Raw genomic sequence first — 15,383 nt, 5'->3', positions numbered from 1 at the left:
ATCTGAACAGACTCATGCGCAGGCCTCCGCGCGGCTATTGAAGAACGCCAGCAGCCGTTCCTTGGCAGTCGTTCGGGAACAGTGCGCATGCATGCGCTCGATGGCCGTGGCGGCCATGCGCTGGTATCGCTCGGGAGTATCGATGTAGCAACGGTATGCATCGCGATAGGCCTTCACCAGGGAGGACCAATCAATCTGGTGGCGAAGGGTACGGTAGGCCAGGCGAGGATCATGCGGCCAGGCGGTTGCGTCCAGCCAGGTATCAACGACGAAGGCCACCTGATCGTCAATGTAATCCGCCATCGCCGAATGCTGCGGCGCCACCGCGGGCTTGCCGCAACTGAGAAACTCCATCAGCGGCAAGCACTGCCCTTCGCCGTGAGAAGCGTTGATGACAAACGCGGTCGAACGGACCAACTGATCGTAATCAGCGCGATCAAGGAATCCGTGCAGCAGCACGACGCGGCACCTGAACGCTGGCATCCGGGCCATGCACATCAGCATGTCGTTCATGGCCGATTGATAGTCACGGTGTCCGAGCTTGAACAGCAGCGTGGCATCGGGGGTATCACGAAACGCGCTACAGAACGCAGTTAGCATGTCGACCCAATTCTTGCGGCCGTCATAGGGGTTGAAAACCGCCGTGAACACCACGCCGCTGAGTTGCAGGCTGTACTCGGCCGGCGACCATACGGGCATTTCGGCAACCTCGCCGGGAACCTCGGGCAGTCCGCCCGGCTCTACCGGGTTGGTCGGCTCCAGTGGTACTTCCACTTTCTCAGGCTCGACTCGTACCGCTGGAACGCCTCGCGAAGGCCGCAGAAGGTCAAGAAAGACCAGGCGGTACCACTCGACCAGATAGCGCATTGTGATGCGCACACGCGATTGCGGAGCAGCTAAGGGCACGACAGACGGCACGGGGGCCTCCTGCGGACGAGCCGCGCGCTCACGATCCCGGACGCTGGCGACGGCCCTGGCCACAGCGTCGACATTGGGGATATAGGGTGTAAGAGACAGGTCGTGGCTATCCATCAACACACCCGAGCGCACATGGATGCGGCTCTCCATGTGCTGCGCCTGCGCGGCATCACGGATATCGGCATATCGGTCCCAAACGGGCGCTGGAATCGACACCACCGGGAAGTCCTCGCCCAGCTCTGCGCGGGCCGCCTGCACGGTCAATTGCGAATGGGTGATGGCCTGTCCACATTCGGCAATCACGGTTGCCCAGTTCTGCCGTTCATCGTCGAGCCAGGACTGGTTCGGAATGGAGTCGAACTCCCAGGCGAAGACCGGGATGGTTGGGCAACGCAGTCCCGCCGGGGTCTTGTGCGGAGGCGTGAAGCTAAGAAAAAGGCAGATCTCGTTGTGTGCGCAAGCCTCGTCATAGAGCGGATCGACCTCGCTCAAGGGCCGCTCCACCACAATGACCTCGCCCAGTTCCTGGAGCACCGGAAGGAACTCCTTCAGCACGAAGTAATAGCTGTAGTCGGGAAGCCCCAGGCTGCTGGCGATCTGCGCCGCGCCAACTTCGGAATAAACCAGGAGTCTCATCTGGCTACGCTCCGGACTCGGGTTTCGACGCTACGCGAGTGATCGACCACCTGCTCGAAGAACGCGCCGAGCGCATCGGTCACTGGCGCGAAGGCGCAGAACGCTTTCATTCGCCTCAACGCTGCCGCGGAAAGCTTCTGGTAATCGCGGGCGTCGTCCCTGGCCAGGGCATAGCTGGCCCGGAAGGCCTCCATCAAGGACTGCCAATCAAGGCGATAGCGGTGGGTGGAGAGCATCCCGGTCGGGTCATGCGGCCAGCAGGTGGGCTCCAGCGCTCCCCGCACGAGGAAGGCCAAACTCGAGTCCAGATAATCCGCCATTGCCGTATGTCGCGGCGCCAGGGCAGGTTTGCCGGCGCAGAGAAACTCCATCAAAGGAAGACACAGCCCCTCGCAGGACGAGGCGTTAACGTAATAGTCGCTGGCGTCAACCAACTGGCGGTACTGGTCATCCTCCAGAAAGCCGTGGAGCACCACCACACGACAAGAGAAAGGCGCCAGGCGCGAGAGCAAGGTCATCAGCACCACCCGGTAATGCTCCAGGTTGTGGTGCGTCATCTTCACCACCAGCGTGGCGCCAGGCTCGTCGCGGAAGGCCCAGCAAAAGGCGGTGATCAGGTCGATCCAGTTCTTGCGGCCGTCTGCCGGATTGAGCACGGTCGTATAGACCACGCCCTCGACCTGCAGGTTGGTGGCCGTGACAGCCACGGGAAGCGGCTCTGCGACCGCCACGGGCTCCTCGACCTTCCTGGGTCGCCCGGTGAACTCCAGCCACCAGTCTGAAAACAAGGCCCGACTGATGCGACGGTATTCCGCCCAGCGCGATACCACCGCCGGTTCGGAAACCTGCTCGATCTCCGGTTGCGCCACAGCCTCGACAACCGGTTCGGGAGCAGCGGCCGGTTCCATCTTGCGCACCAGTCCGTCAGCACTCAGGCCGAGGATTGGACTGTCGATGATCACACCGGAAAAAGAGAAATGGCGAGGACTTTGTAGAGGCAACAGGCCCTGGTGACACTCGTGCTCGCCGAAACGCTCCCATACCGGGGCGGGGGCGGCGAGGACCGGCAACCGGCCCTGCGTCGCCGCACGGACCAGATCAGCGGCCTCGCTGCTGGTGGCGATGCAACCCTGGATACGCTCGAATACGTAGTGCCAGTCATTACGCGGGTCGCCCTCCCAGGGCATGTCGGGAATGCTATCGAACTCCCAGGCGAATACCGGCACGGTTGGGCAGCGCAGGCCCAATGGCGTCTGCTGAGGCGGGCTGAAGCTGAGGAAGATGACCTTGCGTCCCTGAGCACTGTGCAGGTCGTAGAGGGCGTCGACATCGTCCAGGTTCTTGACCTCGACGACAGTGCCCAATCGCTGGAGTGCCGGAATGAACTCCTTCATCAGGAAGAAGTAGCTGTATTCAGGCTTGCCAAGCGAACGCTGGATGTTTTCCTGATTAATCTTGGAACCGACGAGAATGAGCGTATTCATAGTACTTCCGCAGAATCCGTCCTGCGCCACTCTTATTGTTGTTCAGGCCTGTGAATGACCTGTCATAGGGAATAGCTGCGCATACCAACAGTTCTTGACCGCTCTGGCAAGGGCCAAACAGCTGACTGAATAGTCGTGTGATAGCAGGAAGTGGCAGCAGCCGGAATTAAGAAACCGGCACACCAGTGCGCGCCCAAAGTGTGACTTGCAAGTACCGCCTGCGAACTGGAATCGCTCCTGGCTCGACCCATTTCACCAACCGGAATTGCAGATAAATCAGCTAGTTCCGATACGCACTGGCGCAGTGAATCAGGCGCCTCTGAAACCAGCACCTTCCAAGCCTGACGCTATTCCATGGGCCGGATAGCCCACTGCAGCTGCCAAGCAGCAAACGCGACTCACTTCCTCGGTTTTGCCCGAGCGGTCGGTTCAGCTACCAGAGGATCATCCGGCCAGTAGTGCTTGGGGTAGCGCCCCTTGAGGTCCTTTTTCACGTCCGTGTAGGTGTTGCGCCAGAAGCTGGCCAGATCCTGGGTCACCTGCACTGGGCGCTGAGCCGGAGAAAGCAGGTGCAATTTGACGACCTGGCGGCCACCGGCGATGCGGGGGGTATCAGCAAGGCCAAACAGCTCTTGCAATCGCACGGCCAGCACCGGCATCTCATCGCTGTAGTCCACTCGGATGCGTGAACCGGAAGGTACCTCCAGGGTACGTGGCGCCTGTTCGTCGAGGTGTTGCGGTAGCGGCCAGGGCAGCAGGCTCTGAAGGATGCCGGCAAGGTCGAGGTTGGCAAAGTGGCTGAGGCGGCTGACTTTGCCCAGCCAGGGCTGCAGCCAGTCTTCCAGACGGGTCAACAGGGCGCCGTCGGAGAGGTCAGGCCACTCGCTGCTGCCCTTGTCGGCAAGGTCGAGGCGGCGCAGCAGCGCTACACGCGCCTGCCACTGGCGCAGCTCCGGGGTCCAGGGCAACAGCTCAAGCCCCTTGCGTCGCACCAGGCCGAGCAGCGCCCGCGAACGGGCTTCCTCGTCCAGCGCGGCCAAGGCCTCACGGGCCAGTACCAGTTCGCCGACTCTGATCTGCCTTTCTGCCCGCAGCACGCCTTCGCGCTCGTCCCAGTCCAGCAGGTCGTGGCGGCTCACCTGCTCGGCCAAGGGGCCGTCGAACAGCTCCGGGTCGAGGTCGGCAGCGAGATAGATGCGTTCCTCGCGCTGGCCCTGACGGCTGCCGAGGTCGGCAATCACAAGCCAGGGTTCCTTCATCAGTGCGTCTGGTTCACCGAAGGTCGCCGCGCGGCCATTGGCCAGGCGGTAGTCGGAACCGCCCGCGCGGCGTTGCTGGGCGATACGGTCGGGGTAGGCGAAGGCCAGCAGGCAGCCAAGCCAGCGCGGGTGATCCGGATCAGCCACCGGATCGCTGGCCGGGCCACGCAGGTAGGAGCGGAACTGCCGCGCCAGTTGGCGAGCTCGCTGCACGCCGCCGCGGGCAGCGCGTGCGGCCCGATCGCCGCCAGCCAGCAGGGCAAGGCGGCTATGGAGATCAGCACCGCCGCCCCGCAGGATGTCGCGTTCGCCCAGCAACGCCGCAAGGTCACAGGCCAGGGCGCCAAGCCCCAGGGCTTGGCCACGCAGCAGCAGGTGGGCAATGCGCGGATGGGCAGGCAGCTCGGCCATGGCCTGGCCGTGGCGGGTCAGGCTGCCGTCCTCAGCCAGAGCGCCGAGGCGTTGCAGCAGATCACGTCCCTGGGCATAGGCGGCACTGGGCGGCGGATCGAGCCAGGCCAGTTCATTGGGGTCCCCGACACCCCAGCGCGCCAGTTGCAGCGCCAGGCTTGCGAGGTCGGCCTGGAGGATTTCCGCGCTGCCGTGGGCGGCCAGTTGTTCGTGCTGGGCCTCGGACCAGAGGCGATAGCAGGCACCCGACTGCAGGCGTCCCGCACGGCCGGCGCGCTGGGTGGCCGAGGCGCGGGAGATGCGCTGGGTGTCCAGGCGGGTCATGCCGCTGGCCGGGTCGAAACGCGGCACCCGCTCAAAGCCGGCATCCACCACGACGCGCACACCATCGATGGTCAGGCTGGTTTCGGCAATGTTGGTGGCCAGCACCACCTTGCGCCTGCCCGCCGGGGCTGGCTCGATGGCGGCGCGCTGGGCCGCCAGGTCCAGCTCGCCGTGAAGCGGGCAGAGCAGGATGTCGGGGCGACCGTCGAGACGCTCTGCCAATTGCTCGGCGACGCGACGGATCTCCGCCTGACCGGGGAGGAACACGAGCAGGCTGCCGGACTCGTCGGCCAGGGCCTGGAGCACGGTCTGCACCACCCTGGGCTCCAGCGCCTCACCGGGCTGGCTCGGCCGGCCCCAGCGCTGCTCCACCGGAAACATGCGGCCTTCGCTGCGCACCACCGGAGCCTCATCCAATAGACGCGACAGACGCTCGCCTTCCAGGGTGGCGGACATCAGCAGCACCTTCAGCGGCGGATCGTCGCGCAGCAGGGCGCGTCCGTTCAGGCAAAGCGCCAGGGCCAGGTCTGCATCGAGGCTGCGCTCGTGGAACTCGTCGAAGATCACCAGGCCGACGCCTTCCAGCGCCGGGTCGTCCTGCAGGCGGCGCGCAAGGATGCCCTCGGTGACCACCTCGATACGGGTGCGCGGGCCGACCTTGGATTCCATGCGGATGCGGTAGCCAACGGTTTCGCCCACCGTCTCACCCTGCTCGCTCGCCAGGCGCTCAGCAGCGGCGCGGGCAGCCAGGCGGCGGGGTTCCAGCATCAGGATGCTCTGTCCGGCCAGCCAGGGCTCGTCCAGCAACGCCAGCGGCACGCGTGTGGTCTTGCCGGCCCCGGGCGGCGCCTCCAGCACGGCTTCGTTGCGAGATTGCAGGGCGGCGCGCAAGGCGGGCAGGACGGCATCGATGGGTAACGGATTCATGGGCGCTCCAGACTGGCGCGAAAGTATACCGGCGAACTGCCAGTTCCTTGCCGGGGTCTTAGCCATGTCAGGCAGTTTTGCAACAACAGCCTTGATATAGTTGCGATCTTTCGACCAGGAGATGCTTATGCGCATTGCTTCCCGTTGGATCGGCGGCGCCGTCGCCGCCGCCCTGCTCACCCAGCTCACCGCCTGTGGCACCTTGTTCTACCCGGATCGTCGCGGCCAGATCGAAGGCAAGATCGACCCGGCCGTAGCAGCCATGGATGCCATCGGCATTCTCTTCTACGTGATCCCTGGCCTGATCGCCTTCGCCGTCGACTTCGCCACCGGGGCCATCTACCTGCCCGAGGGCCAGAATGCGCAGGTCGCCCCCGAGAAGCTCCAGGAGGCCATTACCGCCGACGGCAAGGTCGACCCGGTACGCCTGAAATCGATCATCGCCCGCGAAACCGGCCATGACCTGCCGCTGGACAACCCGCAATTGCTTCAGCGCAGCGGCAACCTACAGCAACTGGCCGCCCTGGGCTTACGCCCAGCCGCCTGAAATGGACGCGCTGGCCAGGCACTTCCAGCATCTGCTGGCCTACCACGGCTGGGCTTACCAGCGCCTGCTGGAGAGCCTGCGCCCCGTGGATGATGCGGCCTTCCGCGCGCCGTGCGGGTTGTTCTTCGGCAGCCTGCACGGGACCCTGAACCATCTGGCGGCAGTGGATCGCATCTGGCTGGCCCGGGTACGCCAGGAGCCACCGCCCTATGATCGCCTGGACGTGGAAGTCGCTACCGGGCGCGACGAACTTGCCGCTTGCCTGGCGGCGGGCGTGCACGCCTGGCAGGCGCAGCTGGCCGGACTGGAGGGCAACGCCCTGCTGCGTCCACTGAACTACCGCAATATGCGCGGCGATCCCCAGCGCCGCTCTCTGGCAGATATCGTCACCCACCTGGTCAACCACGGTACTCACCACCGCGGCCAGGCCTCCGCCGCGATTTCGGCCATGGGCCTGGAAATGCCAGCCATGGACTTCATCTATTTCAAGCCGGAGTCGGCATGACCTCACCCCGCCGGCACGCGCAATTGCTGCGCCTGGCCACTCGAGCCTCCCTCGCCGTCGCCATCATCCTCGTCATAGCCAAGGCCATCGCCTGGGTCATGAGCGGCTCGGTCAGCCTGCTCGCCGGCCTGACCGATTCGCTGATGGATAGCGCAGCCTCCCTGCTCAACCTGCTGGCGGTGCACTACGCCCTGAAACCTGCTGATGACGACCATCGCTACGGTCACGGCAAGGCCGAAGCCCTGGCGGGGCTGGCACAAGCGCTATTCATCAGCGTCAGTTCCGTGCTGGTGGCGGCCCAGGCCTACGAACGCCTCAATGACCCGCAGCCGCTCGAGGCGGAAATGCTCGGTATCGGCGTGATGATCCTGTCACTGGCCCTCACCGCCGCACTGCTCCTTTTGCAACGCAGTGTGATCCGCGCTACCGGCTCCACCGCCGTCCGCGCCGACTCCCTCCACTACCGCTCCGACCTGCTGCTCAACGGCGGGATTCTTCTCGCCCTGGTGCTGGCCAACCTGGGGTGGCAACAGGCTGATGCGCTGTTCGGCCTGGGTATCGCCGGCTACATCCTCTGGAGTGCCATCAGCATCGCGCGGGAATCGATTTCGGTGTTGATGGACGAGGAACTGACGCCGGCGATCAGCGCCGACATGCACCGGCTGGCGTGCGCCGTCCCCGGCGTGCTTGGCGCACACGACCTGCGCACGCGGATTTCCGGCAACCACTGGTACGTGCAACTTCACCTGGAGCTTCCGGGGGAGCTGACGCTTTCCCGTGCCCATGTTCTCTGCGAAGCGGCCGCGGATGCCATCACAGCGCAGTATCCTCGCGCCGAAGTGCTGGTGCATGCCGACCCCTGCGAAGTGGTGAAGCACGACTAGAGCAATTACTCTAAAAACCCTAGACTGCCTCTTCCCATAACAAGAACGAGGAGTCTGCAATGCCCCTGTCCCTCTCCCTATCCGCCGCTGTCCTGCTCGGGTTGGTGGCCTGGAGCCTGCTGCTGGTTTTCCTGATGGTGAACCAGCGCGGTTTGCTGGTGCTGGCTGGGCGGATGAAGGTCAACGCCTTTGCCGCTGACGGCAGCAATACCCCCGGAGCTTTCGGCCAGCGCCTGGTACGCGCCCATGCCAATGCACTGGAAAACCTGCCGATGCAGGCAGCCGTACTGCTCTACGTTATCGCTGCCGGGCAAACCGCAATCACCGACCCGCTCGCGGGCCTGCTTCTCGGCGCCCGGCTGTTCCAGAGCTGCATGCACCTGATCGGCACCAGCGCGCTTTTCGTCTGGTTGAGGTTTGCCGGCTTCTTCGTTCAGGTCGCGATCCTGGCCTGGTGGCTGCTGAAGCTGGCAGGCTTGGCCTGACAACCGCTTCATACTCGCAAGAAAAAAGGGGGCCCCATACTGCGGGCCCCCTTCGGGAAATTCGTCCTGTGCTGGCGATTGTGTCGCCGCTTTCATCGCCTGCCTGATTGGGCAGCGCGGACCCGGGGGCCTGCTCGATCCGGTTGGATCGGCGGCGCCGACGCACCTGATTGGGCGGGTCGGGTGGACTTGCTGTCCGGGCCGTGAAACTGAGAGAAATCTTACGTCCAGGCGCGCGACGAATGATTGCGAATATTGCTCACCGAACTATCTATTGCGCAATTAATCACTAAAACTGCAATATATATAGCAATCTAATCAAATTATGGCGGCCGCAATGGAAAAGCTCGATCGCTACGACCTCAAGATCCTCGCCGAACTGCAGCGCGACGCGCGCATCTCCAATCAGGAGCTGGCTGAGCGCATCGGGCTGTCCCCTTCGCCCTGCTCGCGACGGGTCAAGCAACTGGAGGATGACGGCTATATCGTGCGCCAGGTCGCCTTGCTGGACCGCAAGAAGCTGGGTCTCAGCCTCACCGCCTACGTACTGATCGGAATGGACCGGCACACACCGGAGCGCTTCGAGCACTTCCAGGAGGTGATCAGCCAATGTCCCGAGGTGCTGGAGTGCAGCCTGGTCACCGGTATGGAGGCGGACTACCAGCTGAAGGTAGTGGTGCCGGACATGGACCACTACCAACAGTTCCTGCTCGGGCAACTGACCCGAATCGAAGGGGTGACCAGCGTCCGCTCGAGCTTTGTGCTCAACCAGGTACTGAGCAGCACGGAACTCCCCCTGGGCCATCTGCGCGGCTGAACGGCCCTCGCGCGGCAGATGGCTTGGCGTATAATCCTCGCGCTTTGCTGTACCCCCGCGTGGCCCCGCCTCATAAGAGCCCTCCGGCTCACAGAATCACAAGCGCACCGCCCCGCCTTCCGCCTGGCCCTTCGGCTGTGCGGGTGCAGCCTGTATTCAGTCCACGAGGTGTGAGATGAGCCCGGAGAAATTCGAAGAATTGATGATGACGGTGATGATCGCCGGCCTGGTGGCCTTCATGGCCTTCATCGTCTGGGACCTGGCCAAGAAGTCCAGGGCCGGACGCTTCGGCACCATGATCCTGTTCCTTGCCCTCGGCCTGGGCGTGCTGGGCTTCGTCATCAAGACGCTGGTAATTGGCGGCCTGGAAGGTATCTGAGTCGCAGCACCCGAGCCCGTCAGCCAAGGCGGGCTCAGCAAGCCAGTCAGAGTTGGGCCGGCACCTCTTTGTATTCCCCCAGCCCCAGCCCATCGAGGCTCCAGGGGCCTATTCGTACTCGTACCAGGCGCAAGGTAGGCAGCCCTACCGCTGCGGTCATGCGCCTGACCTGGCGGTTGCGCCCTTCACGAATCACCAGTTCCAGCCAGGCAGTGGGCACGCTCTTGCGAAAACGCACAGGCGGGTTGCGCTCCCATAGCTGCGGTTCTTCGATCCGCCGTGCTTCAGCCGGCAGGGTCGGCCCGTCGTTCAACTCCACGCCCTCGCGCAATTGCCGGAGCTGCTCTTCGCTGGGCTCACCTTCCACCTGCACCCAGTAGGTCTTCGGCAGTTTATGCTTCGGGTCGGCGATGCGCGCCTGCAAGCGGCCGTCATTGGTCAACAGCAGCAGTCCCTCGCTGTCACGGTCCAGCCGCCCGGCGGGATAAATACCGGGGATGGGGATGTAGTCCTTGAGCGTCGCGCGGCCCTCCCCGTCGCTGAACTGGGTCAGCACGTCGAAGGGCTTGTTGAACAGCACCAGGCGCAGTTCGGCCGGCGGCGCCTTGGCCACGCGACGGGGAGCAGCGGGATTGGGGCGACGGGAAGCGGGACGAGGGGGGCGAGTTGGACGCGACATGCCTGGAAACGGGTTGGCGGTCTGGGAATGGGAGAGGCATGCTAGGTTGAGTGCGTCCCTGCCGCAAGAGAGAACGCCATGTCGCGTGCCCTGCGTCCTATCTGGCTGATCAACTTGATGACCCTCGCGGGCTATCACCGCTCACCCTATCGTGGCCGGGCCTCGGACAACTTCGACGGCCAGCGCTTTCGGAACCTGGAACCCAAGCCACACAAGGACTTGCGCGCCTTCCTGCGTTGGCAGTTCAGCCGCGAGAAGCAGGCGGACTGGCTCGACCAGCCCGGCCCGGCCATCCCACCCGAGGTGCCGATCCGGGTTGAGGGCGACGAGCTGCGGGTCACCTACATCAACCACGCCACTCTGCTGATCCAGCATCGCGGGTTGAACATCCTCACCGACCCGGTCTGGTCCCAGCGGGTCAGCCCCTTCAGCTTCGTCGGCCCCAGGCGCCATCACCCGCCAGGCCTGCAACTGGACCAGCTACCGCCCATCGACCTGATCCTGGTCAGTCACAACCATTACGACCACCTGGACCTGGAAAGCCTGCGCGCGCTGGTCGAGCGCTTCCCTCTGGCCACCGTGGTCAGTGGGCTGGGCAACGGGGTGTTGATTCGTGAAGCCGGCTTCAAGCAGGTCACCGAACTGGACTGGTGGCAGGAACTGCCGCTGGCGGGCGGCCTCAAACTGCATGCGGTGCCGGTACAGCACTGGTCGGCGCGAACCCGCAGCGATACCAACGAGACGCTGTGGATGGGTTTCGTGATCGAGTCGCCGGACGGCCCCTTCCTGTTCCCCGGGGATACCGGCCTGGGACCGGAGTTTCGCCTGATCCGCGAACGCTTCGGGCCGATGCGTTTTTCCGCCCTGCCCATCGGAGCCTACGCGCCGCGCTGGTTCATGCGCGACAACCACATGAACCCGGACGACGCCGTGCAAGCCCACAAGCAGCTGGAGTCCGGGTGCAGCCTGGCCATCCACTTCGGCACCTTCAACCTCACCGACGAAGGTCAATTCGCTCCGCCCCGCGACCTGACCAAGGCACTTGCCGACTGGCAGGTGGACGCCACTGTCTTCCGTGTGCCGACTCCGGGCTATCAGTGGTTGATTCCAGCCTTGAACGATTGAATGAAGAAGGGCCGCACTGCGCGGCCCTTCTTCGTTCGTTTCGCGAATGAAATCGCGCCCTGGACGATCAGGACGCCACGTCGATCAGCGGAATGGCGGCTCATCAAAGCTGCGCAGCTTGCGCGAGTGCAATGCGTTCAGTTGAGTACGCAGCAGGTCGAGGGCTGCAATGCCAATGCGCAGGTGCTGGCTGACGGCGCGCTGGTAGAAGGCACTGGCCGATCCGGGCAGCTTGATCTCGCTGTGCAGCGGCTTATCGGAGACACACAGCAAGGTGCCGTAGGGCACCCGCAGACGGTAGCCCTGGGCCGCAATCGTGCCGCTTTCCATATCCACCGCTACCGCCCGCGACAGGTTGATCAGCGGTCGTTCCTGGGCCCAACGCAGCTCCCAGTTGCGGTCGTCATAAGTGAGCACGGTACCGGTGCGCAGGCGGCGCTTGAGGTCTTCGCCACGCTCACCGGTGACCTGCGCCGCGGCCTCCTGCAATGCCTGCTGCACTTCGGCCAGGGCCGGCAGCGGGATATTCGGCGGCAGCACTCGATCGAGTATGCCGTCGCGGCGCATGTAGGCGTGGGCCAGCACGTAGTCGCCAATGGTCTGCGACTGCCGCAGGCCGCCACAGTGGCCGATCATCAGCCAGCAGTGCGGGCGCAGCACGGCCAGGTGGTCAGTGATGTTCTTGGCATTGGACGGCCCGACGCCGATGTTCACCAGGGTGACACCATGTCCATCGGCTGCGATCAGGTGGTAAGCCGGCATCTGGTAACGGTGCCAGACCACACCGTCGACGATGGCCTGCATCTCGCCTTCGTCCATACCGCGTTCCACCACCACGTTGCCCGGCAGCACCATGCGCACGAAGCGCGGGTCTTCGTGCAGTTGATCGATGCCGTGTCGAATGAACTGGTCGACGTAGCGGTGATAGTTGGTCAGCAAAATCCACGGCTGCACGTGGCGCCAGTCGCTGCCGGTGTAATGCACCAGGCGGCGCAGGGAGAAATCCACGCGCGCGGCGTCAAACAGCGCCAGGGGCAGCGGGTCGGCGTTTTCCCAATCGTAAAGGCCATCAGCCACGCCATCGGTGGCGGCGGAAAGATCGGTACTGGGGAACACGCGCGCCAGTTCGGCGGCGGTCACCCCGGAACCGGCCAGTTCGTCGCCCTGCTCCACCACGTAGGGATACGGGATGTTCTGCTGGCTGATACCCACTTCCACCTGCACGGTGAAGTCATGCATCAACGGCCGCAACTGCTCCAGCAAATACTTACGGAAGGCGTCCGGGTGGGTAACGGTAACGCAGTAGTTGCCCGGCACCTGGATCTTGGCGTACGCGCGAGTGGTGGAGGGCACTTCGCCCTGGCAGCGGTAGGTGATGCGCAGCAGCGGGTAGCGGAACAGCGCGCGCTGCTCGGCATCCGGCTCGATGCGTTCCTTGATATAGCGCTTCAGCGCCTGACTGAGGGCTCCGGTAGCCTGCCTGTGCAGCTCGGCGAGGCGATCAACAGCTTCCTCGGCGGTTTCGGCAATCACAAAATCGTTCGGTTCGAGGCTCACGGTCGGCATCCTTTCAATTCGCTCTGGACCTATCTTGCCTGCTTGGACAGATAAAGGCATAGAACGATTCGGCAGGTTGCCTCGCCGCTCACTCCACCCGCCACAAGGCGAGTGGAGGAACCTTGGGATCAAGCCAGATGCGGTGTAGCCCGGGCCACCAGGGCCTCCACGTCGGCGCCGCGCGGCAGCGTGCCATAGACGCGGCCGTAACCGTTCAGGCGGCTGCCGATGAAGGCGTCGGCGACAGTGGCGTTGCCGGCCTCCAGCAGCAGCTTGGCCTGCAGCGCTACGGCAACGTCTTCGGTGAGCTGGCGGGCGCGGTACTGAATATCGCCGGTATCAGCGAAGCCCTTCTTGAGGTTGCCGATGAAGGACGCGAGTCGCGCATCGCCGTGGCCGTCGCCCAACTCGGCGAACAGCACGTCGAGCACACCGGGCTCCTTGGACAGGGCACGCAGTACGTCCAGGCACTGCACGTTGCCGGAGCCTTCCCAGGTGGAGTTGACCGGTGCTTCGCGGTAGAGGCGCGGCAGGATGGTGTCTTCCACATAGCCCGCGCCCCCCAGGCATTCGGCGGCTTCGTTGATCATCGCGGGGGCACGTTTGCAGATCCAGTATTTTCCCACGGCGGTCACCAGGCGGGCGAACTTGTCTTCCTGTTCGTCGTGGGCGTTGTCCAGGGCGCGGCCCATGCGCATGGTCAGGGCCAATGCGGCTTCGCTTTCGAGCGCGAGATCGGCCAACACGTTCTGCATCAGTGGCTGCTCAGCCAGCACGCGTCCACCGACCTTGCGGTAGGCGCAGTGGTGGGCGGCCTGGGTCAACGCCTGACGCATCAGGGCACTGGAACCGATCATGCAGTCGAAGCGCGTCAGGGCCACCATCTCGATGATGGTCGGGACGCCACGCCCCTCTTCACCCACCATCCAGGCCAGGGCGCCACGGTACTCGACCTCGCTGGAGGCGTTGGACCAGTTGCCCAGTTTGTTCTTCAGACGCTGGATGTAGAATTCGTTGCGGCTGCCGTCTGGACGGTGACGCGGCAGCAGGAAGCAGGACAGCCCCTTGTCGGTGTAGGCCAGGGTAAGGAATGCGTCGCACATGGGCGCCGAGCAGAACCACTTGTGCCCTACCAGTTCGTAGGCCTGGCCCGGCCCCGGGATGCCCACCGGGTGGGCGCGGGTGGTATTGGCACGGACATCGGTACCGCCTTGCTTCTCGGTCATCGCCATGCCGATGGTGGCGCCGGTCTTCTGCTCGATGGGCAGGTTGCGCGGGTCGTACTCGGTGGACAGTATCTTCGGCAACCACTTCTCGGCGATGTTCGCCTGCAGACGCAGCGCGGGCACGCTGGCGAAGGTCATGGTCAGCGGGCAGCCGGTGCCGGCTTCGGCCTGGCTGTGCAGGTAGCTCATCCCGGCGCGGGCGACCTGGGAACCGGCACGCGGATCGGTCCAGGGCATGGAAGGAATACCGTGCTCGATGGCAGCGCGCATCAGCTCGTGGTAAGCCGGGTGGAACTCCACCAGGTCGACGCGGTGGCCATAGCGGTCATGGCTCTTGAACACCGGCTTGTTCTCATTGGCGAGAAAACCCGCCACCATCAGTGAGCCGCCGGCCAAGGCGCCATAAGTATCCAGGCGCTGTTCAGCCCAACCACCCTGGTAATGACGCACCCACTCCTGTAGCGGGAGGTCGACGCGATAAAGGTTGGCGCCATCCAGTGGCGGCACCTGGTTGAAAACTTCATGGGTTTCAGCGAACTCGTGCAGGCTCATCGCAAGTCTCCAGGGGCAGATGGACTGGCGCCCAGGGCGCGCAGGCAGAAAGTGACGAGAGTGGTGCAGACGGCCTCGAGGTCGTCCGACGCATGACCGGACTCGCGCAGGGCGCGGGCCGGAGGCGACAGCGGGCCGACCAGGGACTCGGCGATAGCGCCGACCAGGCAGGCTGCTGTCAGGGATATGGAGGGCACCTGGAACTCACCACGCGCCTGACCTTCCGCCAACAGTTGGCTGAACAGTTCGGCGTAGGCCTCGCGGTAGAGCAGACGCTGTTCGTCCACCTCGGGGTCGACCGGTTCCGCGATCAGGGCAAAGGCCAGCCGCTGGCTGTGCCAGGCGCGCGCAGCGAACTGGCGCAGCCCTCTGTCCAGGCGCTCGGCAGCCGGTCCTTCGCCACGCAGCACCTCGGCCAGGCTGTCGACTTCCAGTTGGCTGGCCTTGGCGAACACCTCCGCCGCCAGCTCGCCCTTGTTGCCGAAATGGCGATAGAGACTCCCGGTGGCGATGCCGGCGTCCTCGGCCAGGGCCTGCATGGTCAGCGCGGCGAAGCCGCCTTCCACCACCCGTGCGTGGGCACACGCGAGAATGCGGGTGCGCAGCGCCTGATCACGGTCGAGTCGGGAAGCGGTGGTGCGATAGGCCATGGTCTGAATCCTGATTCA

General features: G+C 64.4%; 14 protein-coding genes. 7 read left to right on the top strand and 7 right to left on the bottom strand.

The window, feature by feature from the left end:
- Nucleotides 1-12 precede the first annotated feature (12 nt).
- The 3 genes from AAHM40_RS18850 to hrpB form a co-directional block, all read right to left on the bottom strand.
- The gene (locus tag AAHM40_RS18850) at nt 13-1,554 is read right to left on the bottom strand and encodes a glycosyltransferase (protein WP_342245999.1); all 1,542 of its coding nucleotides are present in this window, start codon (nt 1,552-1,554) and stop codon (nt 13-15) included.
- Nucleotides 1,551-3,038: a glycosyltransferase gene (locus AAHM40_RS18845; RefSeq protein ID WP_342245998.1), complete on the bottom strand. Its 1,488-nt coding sequence runs from the start codon at nt 3,036-3,038 to the stop codon at nt 1,551-1,553. Before AAHM40_RS18845 ends, AAHM40_RS18850 begins: the two co-directional genes overlap by 4 nt.
- 398 nt (nt 3,039-3,436) lie before the next feature.
- Nucleotides 3,437-5,959 (bottom strand): ATP-dependent helicase HrpB, encoded by a 2,523-nt coding sequence (gene hrpB / locus AAHM40_RS18840; RefSeq protein WP_342245997.1) that lies wholly within the window; start codon nt 5,957-5,959, stop codon nt 3,437-3,439.
- Nucleotides 5,960-6,086: 127 nt separating this feature from the next.
- Between hrpB and AAHM40_RS18835 the strand changes: the two genes are divergently transcribed.
- The 6 genes from AAHM40_RS18835 (at nt 6,087) to AAHM40_RS18810 (ending at nt 9,576) form a co-directional block, all read left to right on the top strand.
- Nucleotides 6,087-6,506 carry a polyribonucleotide nucleotidyltransferase gene (locus tag AAHM40_RS18835; RefSeq protein ID WP_342245996.1) on the top strand — a complete coding sequence of 140 codons (420 nt, stop codon included), beginning with the start codon at nt 6,087-6,089 and terminating at the stop codon, nt 6,504-6,506.
- A gap of 1 nt (nt 6,507) precedes the next feature.
- On the top strand, nt 6,508-7,011 hold the full coding sequence (locus tag AAHM40_RS18830; protein ID WP_342245995.1) for a DinB family protein: 504 nt from the start codon (nt 6,508-6,510) through the stop codon (nt 7,009-7,011).
- Nucleotides 7,008-7,895 (top strand): cation diffusion facilitator family transporter, encoded by an 888-nt coding sequence (locus tag AAHM40_RS18825; protein WP_342245994.1) that lies wholly within the window; start codon nt 7,008-7,010, stop codon nt 7,893-7,895. The genes AAHM40_RS18830 and AAHM40_RS18825 overlap by 4 nt, the downstream gene beginning before the upstream one ends.
- Nucleotides 7,896-7,960: 65 nt before the next feature.
- Nucleotides 7,961-8,380: an MAPEG family protein gene (locus AAHM40_RS18820; protein ID WP_342246036.1), complete on the top strand. Its 420-nt coding sequence runs from the start codon at nt 7,961-7,963 to the stop codon at nt 8,378-8,380.
- A gap of 337 nt (nt 8,381-8,717) precedes the next feature.
- Nucleotides 8,718-9,197, top strand: a complete 480-nt coding sequence (locus tag AAHM40_RS18815; RefSeq protein ID WP_028629708.1) for an Lrp/AsnC family transcriptional regulator — start codon at nt 8,718-8,720, stop codon at nt 9,195-9,197.
- A gap of 175 nt (nt 9,198-9,372) precedes the next feature.
- Nucleotides 9,373-9,576, top strand: coding sequence for a DUF2788 domain-containing protein (locus tag AAHM40_RS18810; RefSeq protein WP_342245993.1), 204 nt, complete (start codon nt 9,373-9,375; stop codon nt 9,574-9,576).
- A 46-nt stretch (nt 9,577-9,622) separates the two neighbouring features.
- Here the strand turns inward: AAHM40_RS18810 and AAHM40_RS18805 are convergent, their stop codons facing one another.
- Nucleotides 9,623-10,189 carry a pseudouridine synthase gene (locus tag AAHM40_RS18805; RefSeq protein WP_342246035.1) on the bottom strand — a complete coding sequence of 189 codons (567 nt, stop codon included), beginning with the start codon at nt 10,187-10,189 and terminating at the stop codon, nt 9,623-9,625.
- A gap of 144 nt (nt 10,190-10,333) precedes the next feature.
- Here AAHM40_RS18805 and AAHM40_RS18800 point away from each other — a divergent pair, with 144 nt between their 5' ends.
- Nucleotides 10,334-11,380 carry an MBL fold metallo-hydrolase gene (locus tag AAHM40_RS18800; RefSeq protein WP_342245992.1) on the top strand — a complete coding sequence of 349 codons (1,047 nt, stop codon included), beginning with the start codon at nt 10,334-10,336 and terminating at the stop codon, nt 11,378-11,380.
- A gap of 84 nt (nt 11,381-11,464) precedes the next feature.
- Here the strand turns inward: AAHM40_RS18800 and amn are convergent, their stop codons facing one another.
- The 3 genes from amn to AAHM40_RS18785 form a co-directional block, all read right to left on the bottom strand.
- Nucleotides 11,465-12,946: an AMP nucleosidase gene (gene amn, locus AAHM40_RS18795; protein WP_280284730.1), complete on the bottom strand. Its 1,482-nt coding sequence runs from the start codon at nt 12,944-12,946 to the stop codon at nt 11,465-11,467.
- A 119-nt stretch (nt 12,947-13,065) separates the two neighbouring features.
- Complete coding sequence (locus AAHM40_RS18790) at nt 13,066-14,715, bottom strand: acyl-CoA dehydrogenase family protein (RefSeq protein ID WP_342245991.1); 1,650 nt, start codon at nt 14,713-14,715, stop codon at nt 13,066-13,068.
- Nucleotides 14,712-15,365, bottom strand: coding sequence for a TetR/AcrR family transcriptional regulator (locus AAHM40_RS18785; protein ID WP_342245990.1), 654 nt, complete (start codon nt 15,363-15,365; stop codon nt 14,712-14,714). The genes AAHM40_RS18790 and AAHM40_RS18785 overlap by 4 nt, the downstream gene beginning before the upstream one ends.
- Nucleotides 15,366-15,383 lie beyond the last annotated feature (18 nt).

Source organism: Pseudomonas sp. OTU5201, assembly GCF_038440135.1.
Lineage (GTDB): Bacteria > Pseudomonadota > Gammaproteobacteria > Pseudomonadales > Pseudomonadaceae > Metapseudomonas > Metapseudomonas resinovorans.
The sequence above is the reverse complement of the archived record's forward strand: the minus strand, read 5'-3'. Positions and strand labels throughout refer to the sequence as shown.